The organism is Motiliproteus coralliicola, assembly GCF_003345655.1.
Classification (GTDB): domain Bacteria; phylum Pseudomonadota; class Gammaproteobacteria; order Pseudomonadales; family Balneatricaceae; genus Motiliproteus; species Motiliproteus coralliicola.
In genome coordinates, this window is sequence record NZ_QQOH01000003.1 from 151,109 (window position 1) to 177,438 (window position 26,330).

29 protein-coding genes and 1 pseudogene are annotated in these 26,330 nt (G+C 58.5%); 20 read left to right on the forward strand and 10 right to left on the reverse strand.

Annotated elements, in window-relative coordinates:
• Nucleotides 1-95: 95 nt before the first annotated feature.
• A complete protein-coding gene (locus tag DV711_RS11485) occupies nt 96-518 on the reverse strand; it encodes a YqaA family protein (RefSeq protein WP_114695851.1) in 423 nt (140 codons plus the stop codon).
• A 21-nt stretch (nt 519-539) separates the two neighbouring features.
• Nucleotides 540-2,684 (reverse strand): DNA helicase RecQ, encoded by a 2,145-nt coding sequence (gene recQ / locus DV711_RS11490; RefSeq protein WP_114695852.1) that lies wholly within the window; start codon nt 2,682-2,684, stop codon nt 540-542.
• A gap of 161 nt (nt 2,685-2,845) precedes the next feature.
• On the opposite strand from recQ, the gene DV711_RS11495 reads away from it, so the two are divergent.
• Nucleotides 2,846-3,475, forward strand: a complete 630-nt coding sequence (locus tag DV711_RS11495; RefSeq protein ID WP_114695853.1) for a YecA/YgfB family protein — start codon at nt 2,846-2,848, stop codon at nt 3,473-3,475.
• Between the two features lie 85 nt (nt 3,476-3,560).
• On the opposite strand, the gene DV711_RS11500 is transcribed toward DV711_RS11495, so the two are convergent.
• The 3 genes from DV711_RS11500 to DV711_RS11510 form a co-directional block, all read right to left on the reverse strand.
• Nucleotides 3,561-3,974 (reverse strand): hypothetical protein, encoded by a 414-nt coding sequence (locus DV711_RS11500; RefSeq protein ID WP_114695854.1) that lies wholly within the window; start codon nt 3,972-3,974, stop codon nt 3,561-3,563.
• A gap of 164 nt (nt 3,975-4,138) precedes the next feature.
• A complete protein-coding gene (locus tag DV711_RS11505) occupies nt 4,139-4,762 on the reverse strand; it encodes a TetR/AcrR family transcriptional regulator (RefSeq protein ID WP_165840094.1) in 624 nt (207 codons plus the stop codon).
• Between the two features lie 428 nt (nt 4,763-5,190).
• Nucleotides 5,191-6,198: a YbgA family protein gene (locus DV711_RS11510; protein WP_114695856.1), complete on the reverse strand. Its 1,008-nt coding sequence runs from the start codon at nt 6,196-6,198 to the stop codon at nt 5,191-5,193.
• Nucleotides 6,199-6,371: 173 nt separating this feature from the next.
• Between DV711_RS11510 and DV711_RS11515 the strand changes: the two genes are divergently transcribed.
• A complete protein-coding gene (locus tag DV711_RS11515; RefSeq protein WP_165840095.1) occupies nt 6,372-7,271 on the forward strand; it encodes a MerR family transcriptional regulator in 900 nt (299 codons plus the stop codon).
• Between the two features lie 33 nt (nt 7,272-7,304).
• A complete protein-coding gene (locus DV711_RS11520) occupies nt 7,305-7,520 on the forward strand; it encodes a TIGR02450 family Trp-rich protein (protein ID WP_114695858.1) in 216 nt (71 codons plus the stop codon).
• Nucleotides 7,521-7,543: 23 nt separating this feature from the next.
• Here the strand turns inward: DV711_RS11520 and DV711_RS11525 are convergent, their stop codons facing one another.
• Nucleotides 7,544-8,971 (reverse strand): cryptochrome/photolyase family protein, encoded by a 1,428-nt coding sequence (locus tag DV711_RS11525; protein WP_114695859.1) that lies wholly within the window; start codon nt 8,969-8,971, stop codon nt 7,544-7,546.
• 195 nt (nt 8,972-9,166) lie between these two features.
• Here DV711_RS11525 and DV711_RS11530 point away from each other — a divergent pair, with 195 nt between their 5' ends.
• From DV711_RS11530 to DV711_RS11550, 5 genes and pseudogenes are all read left to right on the forward strand, one after another.
• Entirely contained in the window at nt 9,167-9,943 is a 777-nt protein-coding gene (locus tag DV711_RS11530; RefSeq protein ID WP_207802624.1) for a DUF2189 domain-containing protein, read from the forward strand.
• A 50-nt stretch (nt 9,944-9,993) separates the two neighbouring features.
• On the forward strand, nt 9,994-10,383 hold the full coding sequence (gene folX, locus DV711_RS11535; RefSeq protein ID WP_114695861.1) for a dihydroneopterin triphosphate 2'-epimerase: 390 nt from the start codon (nt 9,994-9,996) through the stop codon (nt 10,381-10,383).
• A 5-nt stretch (nt 10,384-10,388) separates the two neighbouring features.
• Nucleotides 10,389-11,026, forward strand: a pseudogene (folE, locus tag DV711_RS11540) (GTP cyclohydrolase I FolE).
• Between the two features lie 18 nt (nt 11,027-11,044).
• Nucleotides 11,045-11,488, forward strand: a complete 444-nt coding sequence (locus DV711_RS11545) for a DUF3429 domain-containing protein (RefSeq protein ID WP_114695862.1) — start codon at nt 11,045-11,047, stop codon at nt 11,486-11,488.
• Nucleotides 11,479-12,207, forward strand: a complete 729-nt coding sequence (locus tag DV711_RS11550) for an SDR family NAD(P)-dependent oxidoreductase (protein ID WP_114695863.1) — start codon at nt 11,479-11,481, stop codon at nt 12,205-12,207. The genes DV711_RS11545 and DV711_RS11550 overlap by 10 nt, the downstream gene beginning before the upstream one ends.
• A 142-nt stretch (nt 12,208-12,349) precedes the next feature.
• Here the strand turns inward: DV711_RS11550 and DV711_RS11555 are convergent, their stop codons facing one another.
• Together DV711_RS11555 and DV711_RS11560 are read right to left on the reverse strand one after the other, a co-directional pair.
• Nucleotides 12,350-12,583 (reverse strand): hypothetical protein, encoded by a 234-nt coding sequence (locus DV711_RS11555; RefSeq protein ID WP_114695864.1) that lies wholly within the window; start codon nt 12,581-12,583, stop codon nt 12,350-12,352.
• Between the two features lie 155 nt (nt 12,584-12,738).
• The gene (locus tag DV711_RS11560) at nt 12,739-13,647 is read right to left on the reverse strand and encodes a LysR substrate-binding domain-containing protein (RefSeq protein WP_114695865.1); all 909 of its coding nucleotides are present in this window, start codon (nt 13,645-13,647) and stop codon (nt 12,739-12,741) included.
• A 148-nt stretch (nt 13,648-13,795) separates the two neighbouring features.
• On the opposite strand from DV711_RS11560, the gene DV711_RS11565 reads away from it, so the two are divergent.
• The gene (locus tag DV711_RS11565) at nt 13,796-15,139 is read left to right on the forward strand and encodes an aspartate aminotransferase family protein (protein WP_114695866.1); all 1,344 of its coding nucleotides are present in this window, start codon (nt 13,796-13,798) and stop codon (nt 15,137-15,139) included.
• Entirely contained in the window at nt 15,139-15,969 is an 831-nt protein-coding gene (locus DV711_RS11570) for a beta-keto acid cleavage family enzyme (RefSeq protein WP_114695867.1), read from the forward strand. Before DV711_RS11565 ends, DV711_RS11570 begins: the two co-directional genes overlap by 1 nt.
• A 15-nt stretch (nt 15,970-15,984) precedes the next feature.
• Here DV711_RS11570 and DV711_RS11575 read toward each other — a convergent pair whose 3' ends face one another.
• Nucleotides 15,985-16,875, reverse strand: coding sequence for an AraC family transcriptional regulator (locus DV711_RS11575; protein ID WP_114695868.1), 891 nt, complete (start codon nt 16,873-16,875; stop codon nt 15,985-15,987).
• A gap of 291 nt (nt 16,876-17,166) precedes the next feature.
• On the opposite strand from DV711_RS11575, the gene DV711_RS11580 reads away from it, so the two are divergent.
• The 5 genes from DV711_RS11580 to DV711_RS11600 all read left to right on the forward strand — a co-directional run bounded on the left by DV711_RS11580 (nt 17,167) and on the right by DV711_RS11600 (nt 22,352).
• Nucleotides 17,167-17,637, forward strand: coding sequence for a (2Fe-2S)-binding protein (locus DV711_RS11580; protein ID WP_114695869.1), 471 nt, complete (start codon nt 17,167-17,169; stop codon nt 17,635-17,637).
• A 3-nt stretch (nt 17,638-17,640) separates the two neighbouring features.
• Entirely contained in the window at nt 17,641-19,800 is a 2,160-nt protein-coding gene (locus tag DV711_RS11585; RefSeq protein WP_114695870.1) for a xanthine dehydrogenase family protein molybdopterin-binding subunit, read from the forward strand.
• A gap of 63 nt (nt 19,801-19,863) precedes the next feature.
• Nucleotides 19,864-20,847: an XdhC family protein gene (locus tag DV711_RS11590; RefSeq protein ID WP_114695871.1), complete on the forward strand. Its 984-nt coding sequence runs from the start codon at nt 19,864-19,866 to the stop codon at nt 20,845-20,847.
• Between the two features lie 3 nt (nt 20,848-20,850).
• Nucleotides 20,851-21,462, forward strand: a complete 612-nt coding sequence (locus DV711_RS11595; RefSeq protein WP_114695872.1) for a nucleotidyltransferase family protein — start codon at nt 20,851-20,853, stop codon at nt 21,460-21,462.
• Between the two features lie 98 nt (nt 21,463-21,560).
• Nucleotides 21,561-22,352, forward strand: coding sequence for a substrate-binding periplasmic protein (locus tag DV711_RS11600; RefSeq protein ID WP_114695873.1), 792 nt, complete (start codon nt 21,561-21,563; stop codon nt 22,350-22,352).
• Between the two features lie 22 nt (nt 22,353-22,374).
• On the opposite strand, the gene DV711_RS11605 is transcribed toward DV711_RS11600, so the two are convergent.
• Nucleotides 22,375-22,668: a hypothetical protein gene (locus tag DV711_RS11605; protein WP_114695874.1), complete on the reverse strand. Its 294-nt coding sequence runs from the start codon at nt 22,666-22,668 to the stop codon at nt 22,375-22,377.
• A 264-nt stretch (nt 22,669-22,932) separates the two neighbouring features.
• On the opposite strand from DV711_RS11605, the gene DV711_RS11610 reads away from it, so the two are divergent.
• From DV711_RS11610 to DV711_RS11630, 5 genes are all read left to right on the forward strand, one after another.
• On the forward strand, nt 22,933-24,177 hold the full coding sequence (locus DV711_RS11610; protein WP_243633804.1) for an NfeD family protein: 1,245 nt from the start codon (nt 22,933-22,935) through the stop codon (nt 24,175-24,177).
• The gene (locus DV711_RS11615) at nt 24,177-24,971 is read left to right on the forward strand and encodes a slipin family protein (protein WP_114695876.1); all 795 of its coding nucleotides are present in this window, start codon (nt 24,177-24,179) and stop codon (nt 24,969-24,971) included. Before DV711_RS11610 ends, DV711_RS11615 begins: the two co-directional genes overlap by 1 nt.
• 33 nt (nt 24,972-25,004) lie before the next feature.
• Complete coding sequence (locus DV711_RS11620; protein WP_114695877.1) at nt 25,005-25,382, forward strand: thiol-disulfide oxidoreductase DCC family protein; 378 nt, start codon at nt 25,005-25,007, stop codon at nt 25,380-25,382.
• A gap of 106 nt (nt 25,383-25,488) precedes the next feature.
• A complete protein-coding gene (gene hspQ / locus DV711_RS11625) occupies nt 25,489-25,818 on the forward strand; it encodes a heat shock protein HspQ (RefSeq protein WP_114695878.1) in 330 nt (109 codons plus the stop codon).
• A gap of 107 nt (nt 25,819-25,925) precedes the next feature.
• Entirely contained in the window at nt 25,926-26,189 is a 264-nt protein-coding gene (locus tag DV711_RS11630) for a hypothetical protein (RefSeq protein ID WP_114695879.1), read from the forward strand.
• Nucleotides 26,190-26,330 lie beyond the last annotated feature (141 nt).

Consider the following 26,330-nt stretch of genomic DNA (forward strand, 5'->3'; position numbering starts at 1 on the left):
ACAAAACGGTTAAAAAACAATCAACACAGCGGCCCGATCAAGGGCAAAATTGATCGGGGGCAAATTGAACCCTGCCGCACCGATCCTAGTGCAACTCAGAGACCCAGATAGGCCCAGGAAAGCAGTAGATAGCGCCCCAGCTTACCGGCAACGATCATCAGCGCGCAGAGCCAGAACGGCTGCCGCAGCCAGCCGCTGATCAGGCATAGGGGATCGCCGATCAGCGGCAGCCATGACAGCAGTAAAACCGGGCTACCGTGACGCTGCAGCCAATTCAAAGCCTGTTGCTGACGCGGTTTCAACGGCCGCGACGGAAAGCGACGCCCGAGCCAGTAGCCCATACCCCAGGTCACCAGCCCGCCGAGGCTGTTACCGGCACCGGCGGTCAGCACCAGCAGCCAGACCGGGTGTTGAGCCTGCTCCAACAGATAGAGCAGCAGCAGCTCCGAACCGCCGGGTAGCAGCGTCGAAGCGATAAAACCGGAGCTGAACAGCCCCCACAGCGGCAGCAAATCCATGACCTATTCCTGCAGCAGCCCTTACAACCGCTGCTGGCGTTGCAGCTCAAGCCGAACGCAGTGCAGCAGCGCCGGCTCGAAGCGATGATCCAGGCTTTCGGCCACCTGCTTCAGGTCCCGAACGCCGGCATCATGGAAGTGCAGCAATGCGGTTTCGATCTGTTGCTGCTCGGTATCGGTAAGTTCTAGCAGCTGTTCCAGCGGCACACCGTCGCGCTCAACCAGTGCCGCAATCTGCCCCATCACCTCGGACACCCCGGCCCCCAACCGCGCCGCTGCCTGCTGCGGCGTCATCCCGGCCTGCAACAGACTCCGCAACTCTGCGCGCTGCTGCTCAGCAGCCTCGGCGCTGTTGTCGGCGCTGAAATCCTGCAGCAGTTCGAGAAAATCATCGCCGTAGCGTTCCAGCTTGGTTCGACCAACCCCACTGATATGGGCGAACTGCGCCAACGTGGTCGGCTGCTGCTCAACCATCTCCATCAGGGTGGCGTCGTGGAAGATATAGAACGGCGGCACGTCCTGCTCGTCGGCCAGCCGTTTTCGAAGCTCACGTAGTGCGTCCCAGAGTTGCTGTTGCTGCGGGTTCAGACGCTGATGACTGGCCACCCGTACCTTGCGCGACTCCACCGCCCGGGCGGCACGTTTATCCTTGCGCAGCTGCAGTTGTTGCTCCCCACGCAGCACCGGCCTGCACCGCTCGGATAAACGCAGCGCGCCATAGTTATCGTGATCGACATCCAGCAGCCCATGGGCCACCAACTGGCGGAACAGCGAGCGCCACTCCTGCACGTTAAGCTCGGCACCGATACCGAAAGTCGACAGTTGTTGGTGGCGATACTGGCTGATCTTCTCGGTCTGCTTGCCGATCAGAATATCGATCACATGGCTGACCCCAAAGCGCTGACCACTGCGGTATACCGTCGACAGCGCCTTGCGCGCCGCTTCGGTGCCGTCCCAGGTCTCGACCGGTTCCAGGCAGGTATCGCAGTTGCCGCAGGGCTGGTGATCCTGCTCACCAAAATAGCTCAACAGCGCCTGACGGCGGCAACTGGTGACTTCACACAGCCCCAGCATCGCTTCCAGCCGCTGCCGCTCGACCTGCTTCTGCAGCTCCTCGGCGTCGGAGCTTTCCAGCATCTGACGCAGGAAGATCACATCCTGCAACCCATACACCATCCAGGCATCGGCCGGCTCGCCGTCGCGGCCGGCACGACCGGTCTCCTGGTAATAAGCCTCGATACTCTTGGGCAGATCCAGGTGGGCGACAAAGCGCACGTTAGGCTTGTCGATCCCCATCCCGAAGGCGATGGTGGCCACCACGATCACCCCCTCCTCGGTCAGAAAGCGGTGCTGGTGCTGGGCCCGGGTTTCGGCCGGCAGACCAGCATGGTACGGCAGCGCCTGCCAGCCCTCGGCGCACAGAAAAGCCGCGGTTTCCTCAACCTTCTTACGCGACAGACAGTAGACGATACCGGCATCGTTGGGGTGCTCGGTCTGCAGAAACTTCTTCAGCTGCTGCCGGGCGCTCTGCTTCTGGGCGATACGGTAGCGAATATTGGGGCGATCAAAGCCCTGCACGAACACCGCGGCCTGCTCCAGCGCCAGCCGGCGGATGATCTCCTCCCGGGTGCGTTGATCGGCGGTAGCGGTCAGTGCGATTCGGGGGACCTGCGGAAACTGCTCGTGCAGCACCGACAGTTTCAGGTATTCAGGGCGGAAATCATGGCCCCATTGAGAGACACAGTGGGCCTCGTCGATCGCAAACAGCGATAGTTTGACGCTCGACAGCATCCCCAGAGTGCGCGGCTGCAACAGTCGCTCGGGGGCGATATAGAGCAGCTCCAGCTCCCCATTGAGCAGCGAGTCCTCCACCCCGCGAGCCGCTTCCGGATCCAAGGTCGAGTTGAGGTAGGCGGCCCGTATCCCAAGTTGGGACAGGGCCTGGACCTGATCCTGCATCAGCGCGATCAACGGCGAAACCACCAACGCGGTGCCTTCTCGGATCAGCGCCGGCAGTTGATAGCACAACGACTTCCCGCCACCGGTCGGCATCAATACCAGCGCATCCCCTCCCTGCAACAGGTTATCGATCACCTGGTCCTGGGGGGGGCGAAATTGGTCGTATCCGAAGGTGGCGCGCAGGCGCTCAAGGGCAAGATTTAGCATGGCGGCTGATTATCCGGGATCGGCCTGCCGCTGCAAACTATTTCGTGATCCAATCGACGCGGAAACCGGGTTTTTCCGTTTCCTCAAAGGACGGTACCTTCCACCGCCCCCAACGAGTACAATGGCCGCTGTTTTCCGATCCAGGCCCTAAGAGAGACGCCATGACCGAACTAGCCAATGCCAGCCCCCTCGACGAAGCCGAAATTGATGAGCTGGAGGCTTTTCTTTTCTCAGACTCAGTTTCCGAAGAAGCGCTGGATTACCCCAGTCTCCACGGTCTGCTGAGTGCTGTCTCGATCTGTCCGTCAGCCATCGCGAAAGCCGAATGGCTTGAGGCGATCTTCGACGGCCAGCCCCGCTATGAGAACAGCGATCAACAGCAACGTATCGAGCTGCTGCTTCAACGTGAGCTGGACGGGATTCGGGCCGAGCTGGATCATGAGGAGCCGCCGGAGCTGCCCTGTGATCTGGAATTGGATGAAGACTCGCTGCTGACCCCGTGGAGCCAGGGCTTTATGGAAGGCGTCTTTATGCGTGAGGAGGACTGGTTCGGAAGCAATGAGGAGCAGGTCGCCGAGCTGCTGCTGCCGATCATGATCGCTTCCGAGCTGTTCGACGACGATGCCGAGCTGCAACAGATGCGCGCCAATCCGAAGCTGATTCAAGGTCTCTGTCAGGAGATTCCCGATCTACTGACCGATCTCTACCTGCTGTTCCGGGTACCGGAGCAGGGACAACCCAAAGGCCCCAAGGGTAAAGGCGGAAAAGCCAAATCCGGTCGCAGACGCTAAACCCGATTCCGGGTTTCGGCTAAGACGAGCGTTACTGCGGATCCGGGCAGCGTACCGGACTCCGCAGCCAGTAACAGATAGGGTTCTATACCGAGTTGCGCTGTTTGATCTTGGCGACAACCAGACCCAACACCATGCCGCCACCAAAAGCGCTTAACAGCGGCCACATTCCCCAATCCAACGCCAACACAGCCAGTGCGGCCACCAGGGCCAATACAAAGGCGATCCATTGCGCCGCCAAAAACCGCTTCGAAGGCGCCGCATAGTAGGCACTGAGCACGCCTGCCAAACCGGTCAGACCGGCAACCAACAGGAAAATCGCTTTCTCCACCGCCAGCAAGTCACCGCTGTAGCAACTACCTTCAAAGCGAGCCTGATCTGGACAGGCAATATCGAGAAACAATAGATAGCTGCCGGTACCCAGCGCCATTACCAGAGCGCCGACCGCAGCAACCACCAGAGGCAGCGCCATCCAGCGCCAGACCGAGCCTTCAGACATGTTATTCCACTCCTGAGACACTGTGAAAAACCTGCCCGTATCTCCACGTCAGGTTATGTAGCGGCAGGGTATACCAGCAACGAAGAAGTCGAATTGATATGGGTCAGAAGCCGAACGGCTTTGCAGCAACCGGGCCACATTCGCAGAGCAGATGCTCACCGGCTCTACGAGTCGGGGTCTTTCTCGGGTATCAGCTGCAGCGCCTTGAGCATCATCCGCCGACCGGTCTCCCACTTCTCCTCAGGGCTCATATCCGCGCGCTCCAGACTGATCTGGATCGAGTATGCGGCAATCAGCGCCGCTTTACAGAGCATCCGGTTGGGTTTGAGGTATCCCATCGACAACAACGGCTGCTCCAGCAGGTCGAGAATAAAATGGCGATAACCGCGGGAGTAGTCCCTAAGCTCCGGCAACCGATCCACCTCCACCAACAACGACGGTAAGCGGGAGCCCTGATCCAGAGTTAGTTTCAGGTGCGCTTCGATGGCCGCGCAAAAGAGTTCATCCGGAGAGGAAAACTGCTTACCGCTGATCGCCTCACGTAAAGCCTGGGAAGTGACTTCCACTTCGGTCTCCAGCAAACGCTTGAGAACCTCTTCCTTGCTCTTAAAAAAACGGTAGAAATGGGTTCGAGAGGTATTCGAGGCGGCCAGAATGTCCGCTACCCGACAGTCGTGATAGCCCAAGTCTGCAAAGGCCTTAGCAGCGCCCTGTAGAATCGTTCGATCTGCATTGCTGCCACGGGGCCGTCCCCGCTTTCGCTTTACCGGCAAATCCGTCGTTTCCATCTTTTGGTTCATGCTCCTTATGCCTCATCTTGCCAAGCCTGCCGGTTCCATCCGACGGGGAAAGTTGGATCTTGCTCAGCGCTGCAACGACAAGTCAGCCTGCCAATCTGCTGCACCGAACATATTAGGTAAATCTAAATGAATTATAGCCTTATCGGCTTGCTAAAGAAGCCTCTAATCGGGTGATTCGAGGGTGGCATATCTTATCCATCCGATTCCATGCTATCAAAACACTCACTTAACAGGCGGTATGGGGTATTCACCCTATTAACCTTAGAAAACGTGTGTTTATACCTTATATCCCCGGGCTCAGTAAACAGCGATAGGGGCATCTTTAGGTGAATATGGGATGGATCGACGGGATCCTGATCCCGCGGATCAGGACCGTTCAGGTTTGGATCGACAAAGTGTCGATCATTGCGTTACAGCTAGAGTCGGTTAGCCAATCCCAATCGGGCCGGATAAGGCTGCAGGTAACGCTGCGCCCGGATATAGTCGCTACCGTGTAGCTGAACATAGTGTTCCAACATCGCCAACGGTGTTGCCAGATTCACTTCACCCAGACGATAACGTTCGATCAGGTTCAAGATCTGGTGTCGAGCCTGTTGCTGCACCGAACGTTTCAGATAACCGAAGATATGCAGCAACACATTACAGTGGTTGCGACGGCTGGCAGGCTTCGCTATCGCCTGCATAAAACGATGATGATACTGGTCACGCAGCTCGGTGAGCTGGCCCGCACTGGCTTGCGCCAACAGTCTGCCTAACGCGCGATACTCTCTCTGGTTGTGCGCCATCAGTACGTACTTGTAGTCACGGTGAAACGCCATCAGGCGACCCAGGCTCAACTGACCATCGACCTGCATCCGGAAATGGTGGTGAGCATAAACCCGCAGGATAAAATTCTCCCGCAGCCGATCATCGTTGAGTCGCCCCTCCTCTTCGATCGGCAGATCCGGATAGCGCTCCTTCAACGCCTGGGTAAATAACCCCATGGTTCTCTGAGTATGGGGATGACCATTGGCCTGATAGACCTTGACCCGCTCCAGCCCGCAACTGGGAGAGTTCTTCATCAGGATGTAACCATCCAGTTGTGCCAATGCCCCCAGCATAGGTGTCACCGCTTGCTTAAAGCGATCGGTCACATCCTGCTGCTGGTCATTGGAAAATACCATTCGCGGGGAATCAGGGTCCCCCACCAGGCGTAACGTAGGACGAGGTACGCCCAGCCCGGTGGCGACTTCCGGGCAGAAACTGCGAAAGTTGAAGTGTTCCGCCAGCACGCGGGTACAGAGTTTGGAGTGACTATGACCGCCGTTGTAACGCACTTCATTGCCAAGTAGACAGCTACTGATGCCCACCGAAATTGCGCCATCATTTACTGTTGTCGCAGTGAGAGTCTCGGTGGCGGAGTTTGAGGTAGCGATAAGCTTCATCGGGCGGCCCTCCAGGAGGTAGTGGCGGTAACTGGCCCGAGCATTAGCTGCACGGCCAACTTCAATCTAGGCCACATGTTTGATTTTGTCTAAGACAAATACTACCTTTATCGATGAAAATAATTAATACTCCGGTAAACTTTAGATCTATGAACTCCCTCCCTACTGCACCTATGACAATCGATGAAGTCGCCCGCGATAGCGGCCTGGGTAAGGACACACTTCGGGTTTGGGAGAAACGCTATGGCTTTCCAGATCCGTCCCGCTCAGACAATGGCGAACGCAGCTACCCGGCCGAGCAGGTGCAACGGCTTCGGTTGATCTGTCGCCTGATCAACCAGGGCAGGCGTCCCGGGGCCGTTGTCCCCTTGCATCCCGAACAACTGGAAGTGATAGCCAGAGAAGCTCAACAAACGGCCAGCCAGGAAACCGATCCTCAAGTTGAAGCCCTGGTGGCACTGTTGCAGGCGGGAAAGACCGATCAGTTCCGCCAAGAACTCGCCCTGCGGGTTGAACAACAGGGCCCCCAGGACTTTATCCATCAAACGGCCGAACCGTTGCTGAGGCTCACCGGCACCGCCTGGGCTGACGGGCAGATCCCGATCTATCTCGAGCACTACATCACTCAGCAGCTGACCACATCGATCAATCTCGCCCTCAGCCAGGTGGCGGCACCGGCAACCGGGTTACGTATATTGCTGACCACCCTGCCCGGTGAGCCTCACGGTATGGGGATCATGATGGTCGAGCTGCTGCTGCGGTTACAGGGTGTCGAAACCATTAACATCGGCCTGGAAACCCCGATCGATCAACTCCAAGACGCTTGCCAACTCCTGCAACCCCATGCGATCGCGCTGTCGTTCAGTGCGATCCAAAAGCGCCCGCAGACCCTCAGCCAGCTGCAGGAGCTGGAGCAGAATATTCCCTCCTCGATCGCGATCCTGGCTGGAGGTCAGGGTATCACCAGGCTTCGGGCGCTTCCTGGGCGGATCCAAGTGGTCAGGCAGATGACTCATTTGAAGAAGGCGCTCAAGCCACTGCTGAAGCAGTTGAACGAGTCGCATACAAGCTGATTGGCAACCCGCCCCCCATGACAAGGAGCCGCAATGAACAGCATCAATCCCAGCAAGCTCCTCCTGTCAAAATGGACGGCGGTCAATCCTTCGGATAATGAAAAACACTTCCAGGTCACTCGGGTTTTCCCGACCGCATCACGAAATCTGATCCAGATCGAACTGCTGGCGCTCACCTCCAGTAGAAAACGCCGCATGGTCTGGACCGAACTCAAAGACGACCAACAGTGGCAGCCGGGCTGGCGCTAGTCGAATACCCTCTCCACCCGGTCTCACTGTTTTATCGCCGCAAAAGCCGCCAGTGCCTCGGCCCGACTGAGTTTCAAATCCACCATCGGACGGGGGTAATTTGTCCCCAGTTGGACGCCGGACTTTTTGAGCACGCTGACCGGGGCCTGCCAGGGGCTGTGCAGATACTTATCCGGTAGCGCCGCCAACTCCGGACAGAAGCGTCGAACATAGCCCCCCTTGGGATCAAACTTCTCTCCCTGGGTGACCGGATTGAAGATCCGGAAATAAGGCGCCGCATCCGCCCCGGATCCCGCCACCCACTGCCAACTGGCGCTGTTGTTGGCCAGGTCCGCATCCACCAGCGTATCCCAAAACCACGCTTGCCCACGATGCCAATGTTGGCGCAGGTTCTTGACCAGAAACGAGCCGACAATCATCCGTACCCGGTTGTGCATATAACCGGTCTGCCACAACTCACGCATCCCCGCATCCACCATCGGGATTCCCGTACGTCCCTGCTGCCACGCCCGGAGCGACTCGGGATCATCGGACCAGTCAAAGCGATCAAACTTGGGCTGAAAGTTGCTCTGCGGCAGTTCGGGCCAGTGATACAACAGGTAGTGGCTGAATTCCCGCCATCCCAACTCGGCCATAAAACGCTCTCGATCCGGCTCACAGGCTCGCGGCAATTCGGCGTGCCGGGCCACATACCAGATCTGATTGGGGGAAAGCTCGCCAAAATGTAGATGTGGCGATAGCCTCGACGTGGCATCCAATCCCGGATGGTCGCGACCCCGCTGGTAACTCGCCAGTCGTTGCTCGACAAAGCTCGCCAACCGATCGCCGGCACCGGGCTCTCCCGGCTGCCACTGCCGGGCGATCTGTCGGTACCACGGAGAGTCAGGCAATAACTCCAACTGCTGCAATGACAGCCCGTTCGGCGCCGATGACATAGTTTTGATCGAAGGCGGCGCGGGCAGTGGATAACGTGGTTCAGGCTGTTTCAAGCAGCCATGTCGAAAAAAGGGGGTATAGACCCGGTAGGGACTGCCATCGGATTTCAGTACCTGCGTCGGTTCCCATAACAACGAGGCGTTGAAGGTTGTTACCTGGATACCCTGTTGTTCCAGATGTTGCTGCAACCGCCTATCCCGCTGCATCTGCGCCGGTTGAAAGTCCCGATTCCAGTAAACCTTTTTGATGCCTGTCTGATGCAACAGTTCTGGTATCAGCTCCAGCGCCTCTCCTTGGAAGAGTCGTAACGCCCCACCCAATCGCTTCCCCAAAGAATCCAGCGAATGGTGAAGCCACCAGCGACTGGCTGCACCGGGAAACCAGCCGTCCTGCTGCGCCGCTGGCAGGATATAGACCGGTAAAATCCGGCCCTGTTTCGCTGCCTGATAGAGCGCCGGATTGTCATTCAGGCGCAGGTCCTGTCTAAACCAGACCAGTACTGCCTCATCAGCCATGCTTAATTCCACCATTCAAAGACTACCAATCCGCCCCGACAGAACCCTGCCCGGACACACCTCAGACAAAACCAAAACAAAACACGATTTGTCTATGACAAATATAGACAAAAACAAATAAATCTTGCGGAAAAATGATCTATTTGGCAGCACCGGGCGTACTTCTAAGTAATCGATCACTACGGAGGAATGAAGATGTCCACTCACACAGAAACCCAACACGCGGACTTTGCCCGCTGTCTACCCTGCAATCAGGTCGACACGCTCGCCGCTTTCCACTGGCTCAAACTGGCTTGGAACGATCTACGGGCCGCACCGCTGGTCAGCTTGATCTACGGGCTGGTGTTCAGCCTGATTCCGGCAACCATCCTGTATATGACTATCAACTCGGGCACACATCTGGTGATCCTGCCGGCCATCGTGGCGTTCGCTTTGGCCGGTCCTGTGTTCGCCGTGGGGCTATACGATGTTGCCTGGCAACTGGAGAAAGGCCAGCGCCCCACCCTGCTGCATAGCCTGCGATCGATGTTCCGCAACCCGGTGGGAGAATGGGGCTTTGCCATCGTGCTGACACTGGTGATGATCGCCTGGATGCGGTTGGCTACCCTGCTTCATGCGCTCTATCCCACGCTGGGACAACCCAGCCTGCTCGATATGGCACCCTTCCTAGCATTCGGCAGTCTCGTTGGCATGGTTTTGATGGTGGCCGTTTTCGCACTGTCGGCCTTTACGCCGCAGATCTGCCTGGAACGAAAAGTTGATCTGATGACCGCTATCGTCTCTTCGGTCCACGCGGTGCGCACCAACTTTCCCGCCATGCAGGTATGGGCTGCCACCATCCTGGCACTGGTCACCCTTGGGTTCGCCACCTCGGCGCTGGGCTTCATCCTGATCATGCCACTGCTGAGCTTCGCCAGTTGGCACGCCTATATCGCCGTTATCAAGACACGCACCCAACGTCACTACGAATAGGCGACGGAAATTGAAACCAGCGGCTCGGGCTTAACCGATCAGGAGTTCCCATGACCACCAACAATGCCATCATCAACATCAGCAACCTTCGGCTCAGAACCTATATTGGTTTCAACACCGAGGAGAAACGCAAACAGCAGGACATTATAGTCAATGCCGAGATTCATTATCCCGTCACACAGCAATGCCTGTCCGACCATGTCGACAACGCGCTGAACTACAAGACGTTGACCAAACGCATCATCGCCCATATCGAGCAGGGCCGTTTCCTGCTGCTGGAGAGACTGGTGGCGGACACCCTGGCGATCTGTACTGACCACCCCTGGGTGAGTTTCGCCCGAGTCACCATCGATAAGCCCCATGCACTGCGTTTTGCCGACTCGGTGTCGCTGACGTTAGAGCAGCAGGTGCAACAACCTGCGTCCCCTGAACAGGAGTGACCCTGATGATTTCACCCGAAGCAGAACGGGTCCAAGCGGCCCTGATCGAGCACCACCTGGAAACCCCGCTGGTAGAAACACCCTACACGGCCGAACAGAAATACGAGCGCATCCGGGGGCTGTTAACCGAAGTGGTCGCCACTTTAGGGCTCGATCTTGACGATGACAGCCTGTGTGAAACCCCACACCGGATCGCCAAGATGTACGTTCATGAAATTTTTGCTGGGCTCGATTACGACAACTTCCCCCGGATCGCCGTGATCGAGAATAAGATGGGGGTGGATGAGATGGTCAAGGTCAAGGGGATCGATCTGACCAGCACCTGCGAGCACCATTTTATAACCATCGATGGCTCGGCCCGGGTCGCCTATATCCCGGCCCAGAAAATCATCGGCCGTCGAAGATCAACCGCATCGTCCGCTTCTTTGCCAAGCGCCCCCAAGTGCAGGAACGGCTGACCCAGCAGGTTCTGGTGGCCCTTCAGACGCTGCTGGAAACCGACAATGTCGCCGTGTCGATAGAGGCCACCCACTACTGTGTCAAAGCCCGCGGGGTCAAAGATGTGAATTCATCCACCTCCACCACCGCCCTGGGCGGCATTTTCAAGACCAACCACCACACCCGAGCCGAATTTCTCAGCTAGACCCGGTGGGAGAATGTCATGCATACACTACAACGTCGCAACCAGGTCCAGGTTTACAGTTGGTTGGGAGTCGTGCCCTTCATCTTATTGGGAGCCCTGTTACCAGTCTGGCCCGCATCGATGCAAAGCCAAGCGATCGAGTCTTTCGGTGCCTATGGCGCAGTAATTCTGGCGTTTATGGCCGGTGCAATCTGGCTACCCGCCATCCTGACCGAAGAATCTAAGCCGCTACCCACCACCAGTATCGCGGTCCTGTTGTCACTACTGGCGTTTTTGGTGGTGTTGCTGCCGATCGAGCTGGGGCTTGGACTCAGCGGCAGCGGCTTCTTACTGTTGCTGGTCACAGAGATCCGGCTGCGCTGGAAGCTGCGCTACCCCAACTGGTACTGGTCGATGCGGATCATGCTGACGGCCACGGTGACCCTTTGCCATCTGCTCGCCGGGTTGTGGCTATGGCTATAACCGCTCTGGTAAATGGTGCCAACGGCGGTATTGGTCTGGCATTGACTCAACGGTGGCTGAGCCAAGGCCGACAGGTGGTCGCCGTCAGCCATAACGCCTCAGCAGAGCTGCAACAACTCACCCTACAGCACCCCGATCTAAGGCTCTACACGACCGCCAGCAAAGGAAATTACCAGGGCTTTGCACGATGGCTGAACCAACAGCAGCTCAAACCCAGCCAGCTGGTCTCTTGTTGTGGCCTGCTGCACCAAGGCTCCCACTCACCGGAGAAGCAGCTACGTCAGCTCACGGAGTCGTTCCTATTGGATAACATCCGGGCCAATTGCCACAGCGCTATCTCCATGGCCCAGGAGTTGGAACAGCTCTACCAACGCAAGGATACCTTCCGATTCGGGGTGCTATCCGCCAAAGTCGGCTCGATCGGCGACAACCGTCTCGGGGGCTGGTACAGCTATCGGATCAGCAAGGCGGCGTTGAACATGTTTGTTCGCACTCTGTCGATCGAATGGCGCCGCAACCTCCCCAACGCCTGTGTCGTTGCGATTCATCCAGGCACAACCGACACCGCGCTTTCCCAGCCGTTCCAGCGCAACATACCGGCCAACAAGCTCTATTCGACCGGATTAACGGCCGAACGGATCGGTCAACTGATGGACAGGGTCGGTCTGATCAACAGCGGGGAGTTTTTCGGCTGGGATGGCGATCCGCTACCCTGGTGAATCAGGAACAGGGTAAACCAAGGATCAAAAGACAGATCTGGAGTTGAGCAGATCCCTCCCTCCAGCGGTAGGAACGGAATCTGCTTCAACGGAGCGTCGCGAACATCACCCGGGCGGGCAGGTCCGCGACTAAGAGGAGCAATTAAGCGGGGCGGGATTCCAGGCAGCGGGCGTAGACCGCACCAACACGGCAGCCGTAAACACCAACTTCGCCTTTCCAACGCATCCAAGTAATGAAGTCTTCAACCGCCAGCAGGGCTTTGCTCAGCATGGAAGGCTCGTCGGCCTGGGCCTGATCATAGGCGCCCATGGCCTGCAGTTCAGCCTCGATACGGCGATCATCGTTAGCAATACCGGTATAAACATTGGTGTTCATTGATCAGCTCCAAATGCTTAAAAATTAGACTTAAGCATCATACACCCATCTTCGCAGCGCACAATCCAGATGTTCAAAAAAACAGCAGATTCCGCTTGATCAAATCTTGATCGGCGTCAAATTAGCGTCTGATTTACCAAACCCGCAGTTTTTCCTCAACCATTGCTGTCGCCAAACTGCTCGATCAACCACTCGGCAACTCGACGGTTTTTCGCCAGCTGTGCCTTGTGAGCCGGCACAATCAGGTAGTAACCGTAACCACTGCGAAAACTGCTCTCCAACGGGTTAACCACATCACCCCGGTAAAGCGCGGCGGCGGCCATAGAATCCGGTACCAGACCGAATCCCATTCCATGCAGTACCGCTTCCAGGGTCATATAAAAATGCTGGAATCCGGCGCCAAACTGAAACCCGGCCGGAGAATGCGACGCCGATTCATCGAACTGTGCGGCCAAAAAAGCGCTCCATAGTTGCGGCCGGGTCAGATGAGGAATCAGGGTCTGGGCTGACAACGCCTCCATGGTACGTAGCGGGGCTTGCCGTTGTTGCTGGGCATTGGCAATCAACAGCAATCGCTCCTCAGCGATCAGGCGGGCTTCGGCGTAGTTACCCAGCGGCAGACAGCGGATCGCGATATCCGCATTCAGGGTCTGGGCACGGATATTGCCGTCACCAACCTGAATATCCAGATGGATATCACCATGACGGGCGTTGAAATCGGCAAGCCGGGGTATCAGCCAGAGTGAGCTCAGCGACGGCGAGATATCCAACGACACCACCTTGCTGATATTGCCGGCCTGACTCAGCTGAGCGGTGCTGGCCTGCAGGATGTCAAGGGCCTGGCAGACCGGCGGATAGTACAGCTCGCCGGCGGCGGTGAGCTGAATCCCGGTCGGTAAGCGTTCGAACAGGCTTTGATCCAAGTAATGTTCGAGCTGTTGCACCTGCTTGCTGACCGCCCCCTGGGTCAGAAACAGCTCTTCGGCCGCACGGGAGAAGCTTAAACAGCGGGCCGATGCCTCAAACGCTTTCAAGGCAGCCATTGAGGGTAGATTTCGTTGCATGGCTGTTCTCCCCGAACCCGATCAGATATTCCATTTGGTAATACCTGCTCAGAATAACTCGTTTGTCGCCACGATTAAACGGGCGTCTAATTCGCCCAAATCACGCGGACTTCAACCCCAACGACTCACTGACGCACCGAGACTAAAAATGAGCCAGGTATTCCACCGCCACTGCCACACCCCACTTCGCACTGCCGTTCGCGGCGAAGGGGTTTACCTCTTTGACCAGCACAACAATGCCTATCTGGATGCCTGCGGCGGTGCTGCTGTTTCCTGCCTGGGTCACAACCATCCTGGCGTTCGTCAGGCGATCAACACCCAGGTCGAGCAACTGGCGTACGCCCACAGTGGTTTCTTCACCTCCGAAGCCTGCGAGCAGCTGGCCGAGCAGTTGGCCGCCAAGGCTCCCGGTGATCTGAACCACGTCTATCTGGTCAGCGGCGGCTCCGAAGCGGTGGAGTCGGCGCTGAAACTAGCACGGCAGTACTTTGTCGAGATCGATCAGCCACAACGGGTCCACTTTATCTCCCGGCGCCAGAGCTACCACGGCAACACCCTGGGGGCGCTGGGCGTGGGCGGCAACCTGTGGCGTCGGGCACCGTTCGATCCGATCCTGACCAGCGCCGAGCATATCGCCGCCTGCTACGCCTACCGTGACAAACATGCGGGGGAAACCGACTACCAGTACGGCCAGCGGGTTGCCAACGAGTTGGAGCAGAAACTGCTTGAGCTGGGACCGGAAAACGTCGCCGCCTTTATCGCCGAGCCGGTGGTCGGCGCCACCGCCGGCGCCGTTCCGGCGGTCGAAGGTTACTTCACCCGGATTCGCGAGATCTGCGACCAGTATGGCCTGTTGCTGATTCTCGACGAGGTGATGTGCGGCATCGGCCGCACTGGCACCCTGTTCGCCCAAGAGCAGGAGCAGATCCAGGCCGATATCGTTACCGTCGCCAAGGGGCTGGGCGCCGGTTACCAGCCGATCGGGGCGATGATCGCCAGCTCCCGACTCTACAACGCAGTCGCAAACGGCAGCGGCTTCTTCCAGCACGGCCACACCTACATGGGCCATGCCACCGCCTCGGCGGCTGCGCTGGCGGTGTTGCAGGCATTTGAGCAGGATCAGCTGCTGGCGCAAGTGCGTCGTCAGGGGCAAGGTCTGGCCGAACGGCTCAACCAGCGATTCGCCAGCCATCCCCGCATCGGTGATATCCGCGGCCGGGGACTCTTTATGGGGTTGGAGTTGGTGCAGGATCGTGACAGCAAGCTGCCGTTCGCTCCGCACACAGCACTGGCAGCCCGGATCAAGCAGACCGCAATGGACAACGGCCTGATGTGCTACCCGATGGGCGGCACCATCGACGGGGTACAGGGCCACCATGTGCTGCTGGCACCGCCCTACATCATCAGTGACAATCAACTGGACGAACTGGTCGATAAACTGTCGCTGAGCCTGAATCAGGTATTCCACTCTATGGCCAAGGAGGCCGCATAATGAGTACCCCCTGTCTGATCATCGTTGCCCCCAACGGCGCCCGTCGCACCAAAGCCGACCATCCGGCGCTGCCGATCAGCCCGGCCGAGATGGTCGATGAGGTCGCCGCCTGCGCCGAAGCCGGCGCAGCGATGGTGCATCTGCATGCCCGCGATGCCGAGGGTCGGCATAGCCTGGAGATCGACGACAACGCCGCCATGCTCAAACAGGTAACCGATCAGCTGGGCGATCAGGTGATCGTGCAGCTGACCACCGAAGCGGTCGGGATCTACCAACCGCCGCAGCAGATGGAGTTGATCCGCGAGCTGCAGCCAGAAGCCGCCTCCTTTGCCCTGCGCGAGCTGATTCCCGATGACAGCTGGCTTGAGCAGGCCGCCGACTTCTTCGGCTGGGTCAGAAGCCGCGGCATTCTGGCCCAGTACATTCTCTACAGCGCCGATGACTTGGCCCGATACTACCGCTTGATCGATCAGGGCGTATTGCCGACCGACCATCATCACCTGCTGTTCGTGCTCGGACGCTACAGCCAGGGTCAGCAATCCAATCCGCAGGAGCTGTTGCCGTTCCTGCAGCAGCTCGAACAAAGACAAATCCCGACGGTTCCCTGGGCGCTGTGCGCCTTCGGTCAGCGCGAGCAGCAGTGCCTGGCGGCCGCCTGCAGCTTCGATGGCGATGCCCGGGTCGGGTTCGAGAACAACCTGCTGCGCAGCGACGGCACGCAGGCTAACAACAACGCCGAGCAGGTGGCTCAGTTACGCCAAACCATACTGAGTATGGGACGGGAGTTACACAGCGCCGCCAGTGTCCGACAGCACTACAAAGCAGGCTGACTCAGACCATCTTGATCAACCCGCCAGCATCGCCGACGGGGCGGTGCCGAACTGGCGCTTGTATTCGCGGCTGAACTGGGCCGGGCTGTTATAGCCGACCCGGTAGCCCGCCTCGCTGACACTGTGTCCGGCCATCAGGTAGGTCTGGGCTTTGTTGAGGCGGATCAGCTTGGTGTACTGCAACGGTGACAGATGCATCACCTCTTTGAACTTCTTGTGGAACCCGGACACGCTCATATTCACCGTCGCGGCCAGCTCGTCCACGGCGATCGTCTGATCCAGGTTTTCGTGCAGGTATTCCACCACCCGGGAGATCTGCTGGATCGGCCCTTGCTGACGTAGCAATACCTTCAAGGCACCGCCACGTTCATCGCTGAGAATCCGGTAGTAGACTTCATCGATGATCGACTCGCCCAATACCGACGCCTCGGCGGGATCATCCAGGCACTGCAACAACCTCAGCGAGGTCTGCATCAGCTTGTCGCCGATCGGAGCCGAAAAGACCGCCGAACTGTTATCGACTTCCGGCATGTCATGCTGGGGCTGTACCTGCTCCATTTTCAGCAGCAGGCTGGCTAAACGATGTCGATCCAAACAGATCGCCATCCCCAGCATCGGTTGATCCGGGCTGGCACCCACCACCTCACACTCGAACGCCATCGGAGTAAAAATCGCCAGCAGTTGACCGGCGCCATAAGCAAACTGCTTACCCTCCAGATACAGGAACTTCTGCCCCTGGGCCGCCAGAATCAGCATCGGCTCATACATCGTCGGCTTGCCCCGATAGGACTCACTGCCTCTGAAAGTCACCAGCTGGGAAATCGGCGTTTCGTTCAAGCCCTCATGTGGAGCATGGCGATCGATCAGATCGCGTAACTGCGTCAAGGGAGAAGCGGTCTCTGCCATACGGGGCTCCGGATTTCATCGATTCAGTAACTTACCTGCCCACCTTAACAGCCGTTCGGCAGGCACCAAACGTCTCTCTTGGCTTTTAGAGTTTTGTGCAAGTGATAGGCAGTTTAGTGCATTCGTTTGACGCCAACCCCGACCTATATTGTCAGGACCGATCTCAACCAAGTCGTCTCCTTCACCCCTTCGCTTGGTCGTATCCATCAAGAAATGAACCAACCCGGGAAGTCCGGGTTGCCACTAATAGCGCAGTTCCCAAGGTTAAGAAACAACAGGCACGAGGCAATCATGGCGATTCAACTGACAATCAATGACCAGCTGCACCATCTGGATGTAGCTCCCGACACCCCACTGCTGTGGGTTATCCGTGATCAGCTGGAGCTGACCGGCACCAAGTTCGGTTGCGGTGTCGCTTCCTGCGGCGCATGCACGGTTCACCTTAACGGCACCCCGATCCGCTCCTGCGTCACCCCGATCAGTGTCGCCGCCGGGGGCGAGATCCGCACCGTCGAAGGCCTCGAAGGCAGCGGTGATCCGATCGCCGAAGCCGTCCAGCAAGCCTGGGGCGAGAAGGATGTGGTCCAGTGCGGCTACTGCCAGTCGGGACAGATCATGTCCGCCGTGGGGCTACTCAAAGAAACCCCCAACCCCAGCGATGAGCAGATCGACAGCTACATGTCCGGCAATGTCTGCCGCTGCGCCACCTACGTTCGCGTCAAAGACGCGATCAAAACCGCATCCGACAAGCTGGAGGGCTGATCCATGAGTGTTGCTATCTCTCGCCGTAATTTCCTCAAAGCCGGCGCCAGCGGTGCCGCTGTGTTGCTGGTCGGCATCAATCCGCGCGGTGCGCTGGCCGCCGGTCAGCAGAGCACCGAGTTCAACCCCTTTGTTCGTATCGATGCCGACGGCATGGTCACGGTGATCATCAAGCACTTCGAGATGGGCCAAGGAACCACTACCGGCCTCACTACCCTGGTGGCCGAAGAACTCGACGCGGACTGGAGCCGGGTCAAACCGCAATTTGCCCCATCCGATAACGCCAAGTACAAGAACCTGGCGTTTGGCTCCCAAGGTACCGGCGGCTCCACCGCCATCGCCAACTCCTTCATGCAGTACCGCCAGGCCGGTGCCGCGGCCCGTGAGCTGCTGGTCAAGGCCGCAGCCCGGGTATGGCAGGTTGCCCCGCAACAGATCAGAGTGGAAAAAGGCGTGCTCAGCGCCGGTAACCACCGAGGCAGCTTCGGCGATTTTGTCGAGCTGGCCGCCGGGATGGAACCCAATCCGGAACCCATACTGAAGTCCCCGGAGCAGTTCCAACTAATCGGCAAGCAGAAGCTGCCACGCAAAGATTCCAAAGCCAAAACCAACGGCAGCGCTCGCTTCGCGATGGACGTGAAGCTGCCGGGCATGCGCTATGTGGTGATTCTTCGCGCCCCCAAGTTCGGCGGCAAACTGATCGACTTCGATGCCAGTCAGGCAACAAAGATCAGCGGTTTTGTCGATGCCAAGGCACTACCCAACGCTGCCGGTGTGGCGGTTTATGCCGAAAACACCTGGGCCGCCCTCCAGGCTCGAAATGCGATCCAGGCCCAATGGGACCTATCCGGCGCCGAACAGCGTAGCAGCGATCAGCTGGTGGCGGATCATCGTGCCGTCAACCAATCGCCCCAGCATCAGGCCAAGTCCGACGGCACCGAGCAAGTGGCTGCGCTGGTCGATGCCGCGCCGAGACGCATTGAGGCCGAATTCAGCTTCCCGTTCCTGGCCCACGCACCGATGGAACCGCTGGTATGCGTGTTTGAACCGACCGCCAACGGTGTCCGGGTCCTCGACGGCTGTCAGTTCCCGGCGATCGCCCATGGCACCATCGCCGCGGTACTGCAGCTCAAGCCGGAACAGGTCGAGATCGAAACCCTCTATGCCGGTGGCTCTTTCGGCCGTCGTGCCACCCCCACCGCCGACTACCATGTCGAAGCGGCACTGGCCTATGCCCTGCTGGGACAGAAGCTACCGGTCAAACTGATCTGGAGCCGTGAGGACGATATCCGCGGTGGCTACTACCGTCCGATGGCACAGCACCGGGCCAGCATCGGCCTGGATGAGAACGGCCAGATCATCGGCTGGGATCACCGCATCACCGCCAAATCGATTCTGATCGGCAGCCCGTTCGAGAGCGTGATGGTCCATAACGGCATCGATCACACCACCATCGAAGGGGTCGCCGATAGCCTCTACACGCTGCCGAAGATGTCGGTCGGGGTGACCAATTTCGAAACCCCGGTACCGGTGCTCTGGTGGCGTTCGGTAGGTCACACCCACAACGCCTATGTGATCGAAAGCCTGATCGATATGCTGGCCCACGAAACCGAACGGGATCCGGTCGAACTGCGACTGTCGTTGCTCGATCGCAGCCATAAGGAGCAGGCCCGTCTGGCCGGCGTGATCGAGGCGGCACGGGATCTGGCCGATTGGAAACCGGGCCAAAAACGCGGTTTCGCGGCCCATTACTCGTTCAACACTTTCGTGGCTGTGGTGGCCGATGTCAGCGCAGACGGTGACAAGGTGCATGTGGACAAGCTGCATATCGCGGTGGATTGCGGTGTTGCCATCAACCCCGACGTCATTCGCGCCCAGATGGAGGGCGGTGCCGGGTTCGGCCTCGGTGCCGTGATGCGCAACGCCATTACGCTGCAAGACGGTGAGGTGGTCCAGAGCAACTTCCCCGATTATCAACCGCTGCGGATGGCCGACATGCCCGCCATCGAGGTCCGCATCGTCAGCTCCAACGAAGCGCCCACCGGAGTGGGTGAACCGGGCGTTCCGCCAACCGGCCCAGCGGTGGCCAATGCCATCTTCGCCGTCACCGGCAAGCGGATTCTGGACCTGCCGATGACCAACAGTGGACTGAGCTTTGTCTGATTTCGATCTGATTGTTTCCGATCTGATCGCAAGACCGAGAAGCCGATTGAGAAGGAGCCTACAATGAGCAACCAACTCTCCCACCTGCTTAGCGCTTGGCAGGCATCGGATACCGAGGAGTGGGTGCTGGGCACGGTCTACAAGACCGAAGGCTCGGCCTACCGCAAGGCCGGTGCGATGATGCTGATCAACGGACTGGGGCAACAATACGGCCTACTGAGCGGCGGTTGCCTGGAATCGGATATCGTCCGCCAGGCCCGCCGGGTGATTCACAGCGGCCGCCCGACAACACTGACCTACGACGGCAGTGATGAGGACGATCTGGCCTTTCAACTGGGGATCGGCTGCGGCGGTATCGTGCATATCATGCTGCAACCGCTGAGCCGCGAGCATGACCTGGATCTGGGAGCCCTGGCCGAGACGCTGAGTCGTCGTGAGCTGGGCACCTACTACCAGCAGATCGGCGGCATGGGAGCCCGGTTCCAACCGGGCGAACAGCGCCCGTTCGAGCGCAGCCGGATCGAAGCCGGCTGGCTGGTCACCCCGATCCGGCCCGAACCCCACCTGCTGGTGGTGGGCGGCGGGGTCGATGCCCGGCCACTGGTGCAGATCGCCCACACCCTGGGCTGGCGGGTCACCCTGGCGGACCCGCGCCCGGCCAATGCCCGCGCCGAACATTTCTCCCAGGCCGACCGAGTGCTGCGCTCGCTGGATCACAGCCTGACCGAATACTCCATCGACCATCGGGTCGATGCGGCGGTGTTGATGTCCCATAACATCGAGCTGGATGCCGAGGGTTTACACCGGCTGCACCGCAGTGGTCTGCAGCATATCGCCCTGCTGGGCCCGCAGCATCGCTACCATCAAGTGCTCGAGCGAGCGGGTTTGGAGGAGCGCCAACTTGGCTGCCACGTTTCCGGTCCGGCGGGACTACCGATCGGCGGCCAGTTGCCCGAGAGCATCGCGCTATCGATCCTGGCCGAGTGCCATGCCGTTCTGCACCAAGCGGTCGAGTCCTGTCCACAACCGATGGCCGTAGGGCAATAACCGATGGCGATGCGAATGGCCTGCCTGTTGATGGCCGCCGGTGCCGGCTCCCGTTTTGGCTCGGTCAAACAGCTGGCCGATATCCACGGCAAACCGATGCTGCAGCACGCGCTGGAGCAGTTGCAGCCGCTGTTCGGCGAGGACCTGTTCTGTGTCGTCGGTGCCCACCGGCAGCGGCTCGCATCGATTGTTCAGCCTCGGGCGCAACTGATTGAAAACCCCGACTGGCAGCAGGGGCTGGGCGTCTCCATCGCCCGAGGTGTTGAGGCGATCAGGCGACAGGATAAGGACACAAAGGCCAACGACTCAAACAAAAACTACGACGCCCTGCTGATCGCCCTGGCCGATCAAGCCGCGCTGCTGACCCAGGACTACCGCTATCTGATTAATCACACCGATGGTGATCGGATCGTGGCGGCCGAATATGCGCAACGAGCCGGTGTGCCGGCACTGTTTCCCGCCAGCTTCTTTAACGAGCTCGAGCAGCTTGACGGGGACCAGGGCGCACGTCGCCTGCTCCAACCCCAGGAGCAATGTGGCCGCTTGATCAAGGTTGCCCTGCCCGGCGCTCAACTGGATATCGATACTCCTGCCGATCTAAAGGCACTTGTCTAGCCACAGAAATCGACAGCGGTCATCACCCCCCCACCTGAAAGCACTACACTGACAACCAGTGGTTATCGGTTTCTCTGGTGCATGAATCGAGGAGGCAGATGTTGTTCTCCCTACGCGTACTGCTGGCGTTACTTCTTTGGGTTTGGGCAACCAACGCCCGCGCCGAGACGGTGATCGTCTACACCCACAGCGCCGACGCAGCTACCGAGCGGGATGCAGACGGGCAGCTACGCGGTTTACCCCACGCGGGACGGCGGGCCTTTCTGGTCGAACTGGTCCGCGAGCTGATGCAGCGCGTTGGCCAGCCACCCAAGATCCAGTCGATCCCATTGGAGCGCGGTATCCGAACCCTGAGTCGTCAAAAGCTCAGCGCGTTGTTCAATCTGAACCGCACCCCGGAACGCGAGTCCCATTTCAAATGGGTTGGCCCGCTGCAATCCAATACCGTCTCGTTCTATGAGAATGCCGGCGCGCCAACGGGGATCTCCAACCTGGCCGATGCTAAGCGCGTCGAAGCGATCTGCGTTCGTCGCGGTAACTCCCATGCCCAATACATGCGCGCCAACAGCTTCACCAATCTGATCGATGCCGATTCCTATGAAAGCTGCTGGGAGATGCTCAAACTCAAACGGGTATCGCTAACCACCCTGGGGGATGACCTGGAACCGCAGATGCGCCTGCAAACCCAAACCGACACAGATTCGATCGCCAATACCAAGGTCCCTCTCTACGCCACCGACGGCTATCTGGCCTTCTCTACCGATACCCCAGATAGCCTGATCGCGCTATGGCAGACCAAACTGGATCAGATCAAAGCCTCCGGACGCTACGATCAACTATTGACCAGCTACTACCACCTAGCATCGCCGTCGAAAGGTTTGCCACCCTAGACTTATAACGGCTTTGACCGGTTCAGATCAGAGTCTCAACCAGCAACGTCACCGCGATCAGCTTCATAGCCCACTTCAGCAACAACCTGAAGCGGTGCTCATATAAACGTCCCAGCAACAAGGCCCCAAGCCAGGTACCGACAAAGCCCGTCACCATCATCGCCAACACCACCGGCAGCCAGGGTAACGGGTTAAACCCCAGTGATCCGAACACCGCGATTTTCATCAGGTTCTGCCCCAATAGGCAGACTGCCATCGTGCCCACCAACGTCGTTTTAGCGAAATCCAGACCCTTCATCAATTGATGCGTACGCATATATATGTCAACCAAGAGTCAGATTTTCCTTGCCGTCTTGCTAATCCACGATTAGCTGACCCTCAACTGTCCAGCCCTGAAAAACCTATACTTACCTACATCAGCCCCGCGTAATCGCTTATGGCTAAGCCCGCCCCCTACAATTGGTCGCGTCCACTGTTGTCGTTACTGGCGCTACTGTTATTGACCCTGTTGTTGCTACCCCCTGCGGCTCTAGCCCAACAGACTTCTCCGTCTGACTCGCCTGTCGGTTGGAGGCTAAAATTGGCCGGAGGCATCGGCCCGGCCAGCAGTGATCTGGTCGAGCGTACCATCAGCGACGCGGCTGATGCCGATGCCCAGCTACTGGTTATCGAGCTGGATACTCCGGGCGGGTTGGATAAATCGATGCGAAGCCTGATCAAGCAGATCATCGCCTCGCCGATTCCGGTGATCAGCTATGTCTCTCCCCAGGGTGCCCGAGCCGCCAGCGCCGGCACCTATATTCTTTACGCCAGCCATATCGCAGCGATGGCCCCGGCCACCAACCTGGGTGCAGCGACCCCGGTACAGATCGGCGGCCCCAGTGCACCACGCTCGCCCTACCCTCGCAGCCAGGATGATCAACAGCCCGATGACAATGCCACCGCCCTCAGACGCAAAGTAGTCAACGACGCGGTGGCTTACATACGTGGTCTGGCCGAACTACGTGGTCGCAATGCCGACTGGGCCGAAGCGGCTGTTCGCGAAGCTGCCAGCATCGATGCCGCCGAAGCGTTGAAGCTGGAGGTGATCGACCTGGTGGCGGTCGATATCGACGACCTGCTTCGCCAGCTCGATGGCCGAGTAGTACAAGTGCAGAATCGTGATTACCCACTCCGGACCCAGGGCATGCAGTTACAGCTGATCGAACCGGACTGGCGCCATCAGTTTCTGCTGGTGATCACCAACCCCAATGTCGCCTACATCCTAATGATGCTCGGGGTCTACGGCCTCTTGCTGGAGTTCTACCACCCCGGCATCGGTTTGCCAGGGATCGTCGGCGGCATCTGTCTGCTGCTGGCGCTTTATGCCCTGCAACTGCTGCCGATCAGCTATACCGGGCTGGCATTGATCGCCTTGGGTATCGGCCTGATGGTGGTGGAAGCGCTGTCGCCCAGCTTTGGTCTGTTCGGCCTGGGTGGCGCTATCGCCTTCGTCATCGGCTCGGTGCTGTTGATGGATACACAGCTACCGGCTTATCAGATCGCCCTGCCGGTAATCGCCGCCTTTACTCTGATGACCTTGGTACTGGCGATCCTGGCCCTGGCTTTGGCCCTGAAAGCAAGGCGTAGCGCGGTGGTCAGCGGTGTCTCGACCATGCTGGGCCAACAGGCAACAGCCCTGGTCAGCTTCGAAGGTGACGGCAAGGTGTCGATTCAAGGTGAAACCTGGAACGCTCACAGCGTTGAGGCGATCAAACGGGGTGACAGCGTCACCATCACCGCAATCGATGGGTTAATACTCGAAGTTAAAAAGGGAGACCGATGATGCTCGCCCAATACTTTACCAACGCCTTTACCATCGCCATGGTGATCCTGGTACTGGTGCTGCTGGTCAGCATGTTCCGCATCCTGCGCGAGTATGAGCGCGGGGTGATCTTTATGCTGGGTCGCTTCTACCGGGTCAAAGGGCCGGGGCTGATCATCGTCGTCCCCCTGATCCAACAGATGGTACGGGTCGATATCCGTACCGTGGTGATGGACGTTCCCACTCAGGACGTGATCTCCAAGGATAACGTCTCGGTCATGGTCAACGCGGTGGTCTACTACCGGGTCACCGACGCCCAGCCGGCGATCATCAATGTCGAGAACTTTCATGAAGCCACCAGCCAGCTGGCCCAGACCACGCTGAGGTCGGTGCTGGGCCAGTACGAACTAGACGATATGCTTAGCTCCCGCGAGACCCTCAACAGCGCCATCCAAACCATTCTCGATCAGCAAACCGACAGCTGGGGCATCAAGGTCAGCAACGTCGAGATCAAGCATGTCGACCTGAACGAGTCGATGATTCGCGCCATCGCCAAGCAAGCCGAAGCAGAGCGCGAGCGGCGCGCCAAGGTGATCCACGCCCAGGGCGAGCAGGAGGCGGCTGAAAAGCTTAGCCAGGCGGCCAAAACCCTGTCCCAACAACCCCAAGCCTTGCAGCTACGCTACCTGCAGACCCTGACTGAGATCGCCGGCGAGCACAGCAACACCGTGGTCTTCCCGCTGCCGATCGAAATGCTTCAGCACCTGCAAAAAGCAACCGAGGGAATGAGTAGCGATGAAACGGCAAACAGTTAAAGCTTCTCTGGGATCAGTAACAGGTGCTAATCGATGAGCCAAGGAGATCAGCCCATCAAGGTTTTTTACGATGGTGCCTGCCCGCGCTGCGTCCAGGATCGGCGCAACTACGAACAGCTGGATTCCGGTGATCCTGAGCAAGTCTGCTGGGTCGATATCACCGACCGTGAAGCCGAGCTGGAGCGCCTAGGGATTGACCCAAATAAAGCCCTGACCGAGCTGCATCTCATGACCGCCGACGGCCGGATACTTTCTGAGCTGGACGCCTATATTGTGCTGATGCGACGAGTTCGCTGGTTAAAACCGATGGCCTGGCTGATCGGCTTGCCGGGTATTCGACCGCTACTATCTCGCGGTTACCGATATACGGTCACCCGGCGACTGCAACGCAGTGGCCGCCTGCCTGAATAACGCGTTCAGAAGTGACTACTCGGCAGGCACCCCAAAGTAGTTAGCTAAAAAAGCGGTTAGCTAAAATTAGAGAAGCACCGATTAACCCGATCACCGAGACAACGTTATGGGAACCGTCACCAATATCAGCCGAGCTAAATTCTGCGTCGGGCAGCTGATCCACCATCGGCTATTCAACTACCGCGGCGTTGTTGTCGATGTCGATCAAACCTGCCAGGCCAGCGAAGAGTGGTATGAAACCGTTGCCAAATCCAGACCACCGAAAGACCAGCCCTGGTATTCCGTACTCGTCCACCAAGGCACTCACACCACCTACGTGGCGGAACGCAATCTGGAGGCCGATGATAGCGTCGACCCGGTCATCCACCCTCTAGTGGAGCAGTGCTTCTCACGCTTTGAAAACGGTCGCTACATTCGCCACAAACCGGCCAACTAGACCCTAGCCCCTACCTAGCCTAAGCCCGGTAGAAAGCCTCTTTTCATTTGAGTTATTAGCTATATTTACAGAGCTATCGATCATCACTGACAAGATCGGAGACCCTTGTGAAACTTGCCTACCTGCTCGGGCTGGCCATCGCATGGAACGCTACGGTACAAGCCGCTGAACCCACCCCCGAAACCCTACCGGAATCCCTAATCAAGAAGTTAAGGGGCGGCTCGACTATCACCATATACCCGATGAAAACCAAACCGATCCAATCAGAGAAAGAGAAGGGCTGCGGTATCAAGCGCGAATGTTTCCTGGTCCAGTATGGCGACGGTGCTCTACGAGAGGAGTGCTACGTGATTAAAGACTGCCACCTGTAGCCCCGTTTACCGGGTCGATGCCAGTCCAGGACAACGACTGGCCCAAGCCATCGCTGGCGGTTTCTCAACTAAACTATTCAACCAGTTAGCTTACAACCCCGCTCTCGACACGCCCTGACCGGGGTCATCGCGCTAAACCAG

Excerpts from the sequence above, each read along its gene's own strand:
- DV711_RS11485 (WP_114695851.1), bottom strand. The coding sequence starts at position 518 with ATGGATTTGCTGCCGCTGTGGGGGCTGTTCAGCTCCGGTTTTATCGCT.
- recQ (WP_114695852.1), bottom strand. The coding sequence starts at position 2,684 with ATGCTAAATCTTGCCCTTGAGCGCCTGCGCGCCACCTTCGGATACGAC.
- DV711_RS11495 (WP_114695853.1), top strand. The coding sequence starts at position 2,846 with ATGACCGAACTAGCCAATGCCAGCCCCCTCGACGAAGCCGAAATTGAT.
- DV711_RS11500 (WP_114695854.1), bottom strand. The coding sequence starts at position 3,974 with ATGTCTGAAGGCTCGGTCTGGCGCTGGATGGCGCTGCCTCTGGTGGTT.
- DV711_RS11505 (WP_165840094.1), bottom strand. The coding sequence starts at position 4,762 with ATGGAAACGACGGATTTGCCGGTAAAGCGAAAGCGGGGACGGCCCCGT.
- DV711_RS11510 (WP_114695856.1), bottom strand. The coding sequence starts at position 6,198 with ATGAAGCTTATCGCTACCTCAAACTCCGCCACCGAGACTCTCACTGCG.
- DV711_RS11515 (WP_165840095.1), top strand. The coding sequence starts at position 6,372 with ATGACAATCGATGAAGTCGCCCGCGATAGCGGCCTGGGTAAGGACACA.
- DV711_RS11520 (WP_114695858.1), top strand. The coding sequence starts at position 7,305 with ATGAACAGCATCAATCCCAGCAAGCTCCTCCTGTCAAAATGGACGGCG.
- DV711_RS11525 (WP_114695859.1), bottom strand. The coding sequence starts at position 8,971 with ATGGCTGATGAGGCAGTACTGGTCTGGTTTAGACAGGACCTGCGCCTG.
- DV711_RS11530 (WP_207802624.1), top strand. The coding sequence starts at position 9,167 with ATGTCCACTCACACAGAAACCCAACACGCGGACTTTGCCCGCTGTCTA.
- folX (WP_114695861.1), top strand. The coding sequence starts at position 9,994 with ATGACCACCAACAATGCCATCATCAACATCAGCAACCTTCGGCTCAGA.
- DV711_RS11545 (WP_114695862.1), top strand. The coding sequence starts at position 11,045 with ATGCATACACTACAACGTCGCAACCAGGTCCAGGTTTACAGTTGGTTG.
- DV711_RS11550 (WP_114695863.1), top strand. The coding sequence starts at position 11,479 with ATGGCTATAACCGCTCTGGTAAATGGTGCCAACGGCGGTATTGGTCTG.
- DV711_RS11555 (WP_114695864.1), bottom strand. The coding sequence starts at position 12,583 with ATGAACACCAATGTTTATACCGGTATTGCTAACGATGATCGCCGTATC.
- DV711_RS11560 (WP_114695865.1), bottom strand. The coding sequence starts at position 13,647 with ATGCAACGAAATCTACCCTCAATGGCTGCCTTGAAAGCGTTTGAGGCA.
- DV711_RS11565 (WP_114695866.1), top strand. The coding sequence starts at position 13,796 with ATGAGCCAGGTATTCCACCGCCACTGCCACACCCCACTTCGCACTGCC.
- DV711_RS11570 (WP_114695867.1), top strand. The coding sequence starts at position 15,139 with ATGAGTACCCCCTGTCTGATCATCGTTGCCCCCAACGGCGCCCGTCGC.
- DV711_RS11575 (WP_114695868.1), bottom strand. The coding sequence starts at position 16,875 with ATGGCAGAGACCGCTTCTCCCTTGACGCAGTTACGCGATCTGATCGAT.
- DV711_RS11580 (WP_114695869.1), top strand. The coding sequence starts at position 17,167 with ATGGCGATTCAACTGACAATCAATGACCAGCTGCACCATCTGGATGTA.
- DV711_RS11585 (WP_114695870.1), top strand. The coding sequence starts at position 17,641 with ATGAGTGTTGCTATCTCTCGCCGTAATTTCCTCAAAGCCGGCGCCAGC.
- DV711_RS11590 (WP_114695871.1), top strand. The coding sequence starts at position 19,864 with ATGAGCAACCAACTCTCCCACCTGCTTAGCGCTTGGCAGGCATCGGAT.
- DV711_RS11595 (WP_114695872.1), top strand. The coding sequence starts at position 20,851 with ATGGCGATGCGAATGGCCTGCCTGTTGATGGCCGCCGGTGCCGGCTCC.
- DV711_RS11600 (WP_114695873.1), top strand. The coding sequence starts at position 21,561 with ATGTTGTTCTCCCTACGCGTACTGCTGGCGTTACTTCTTTGGGTTTGG.
- DV711_RS11605 (WP_114695874.1), bottom strand. The coding sequence starts at position 22,668 with ATGCGTACGCATCAATTGATGAAGGGTCTGGATTTCGCTAAAACGACG.
- DV711_RS11615 (WP_114695876.1), top strand. The coding sequence starts at position 24,177 with ATGCTCGCCCAATACTTTACCAACGCCTTTACCATCGCCATGGTGATC.
- DV711_RS11620 (WP_114695877.1), top strand. The coding sequence starts at position 25,005 with ATGAGCCAAGGAGATCAGCCCATCAAGGTTTTTTACGATGGTGCCTGC.
- hspQ (WP_114695878.1), top strand. The coding sequence starts at position 25,489 with ATGGGAACCGTCACCAATATCAGCCGAGCTAAATTCTGCGTCGGGCAG.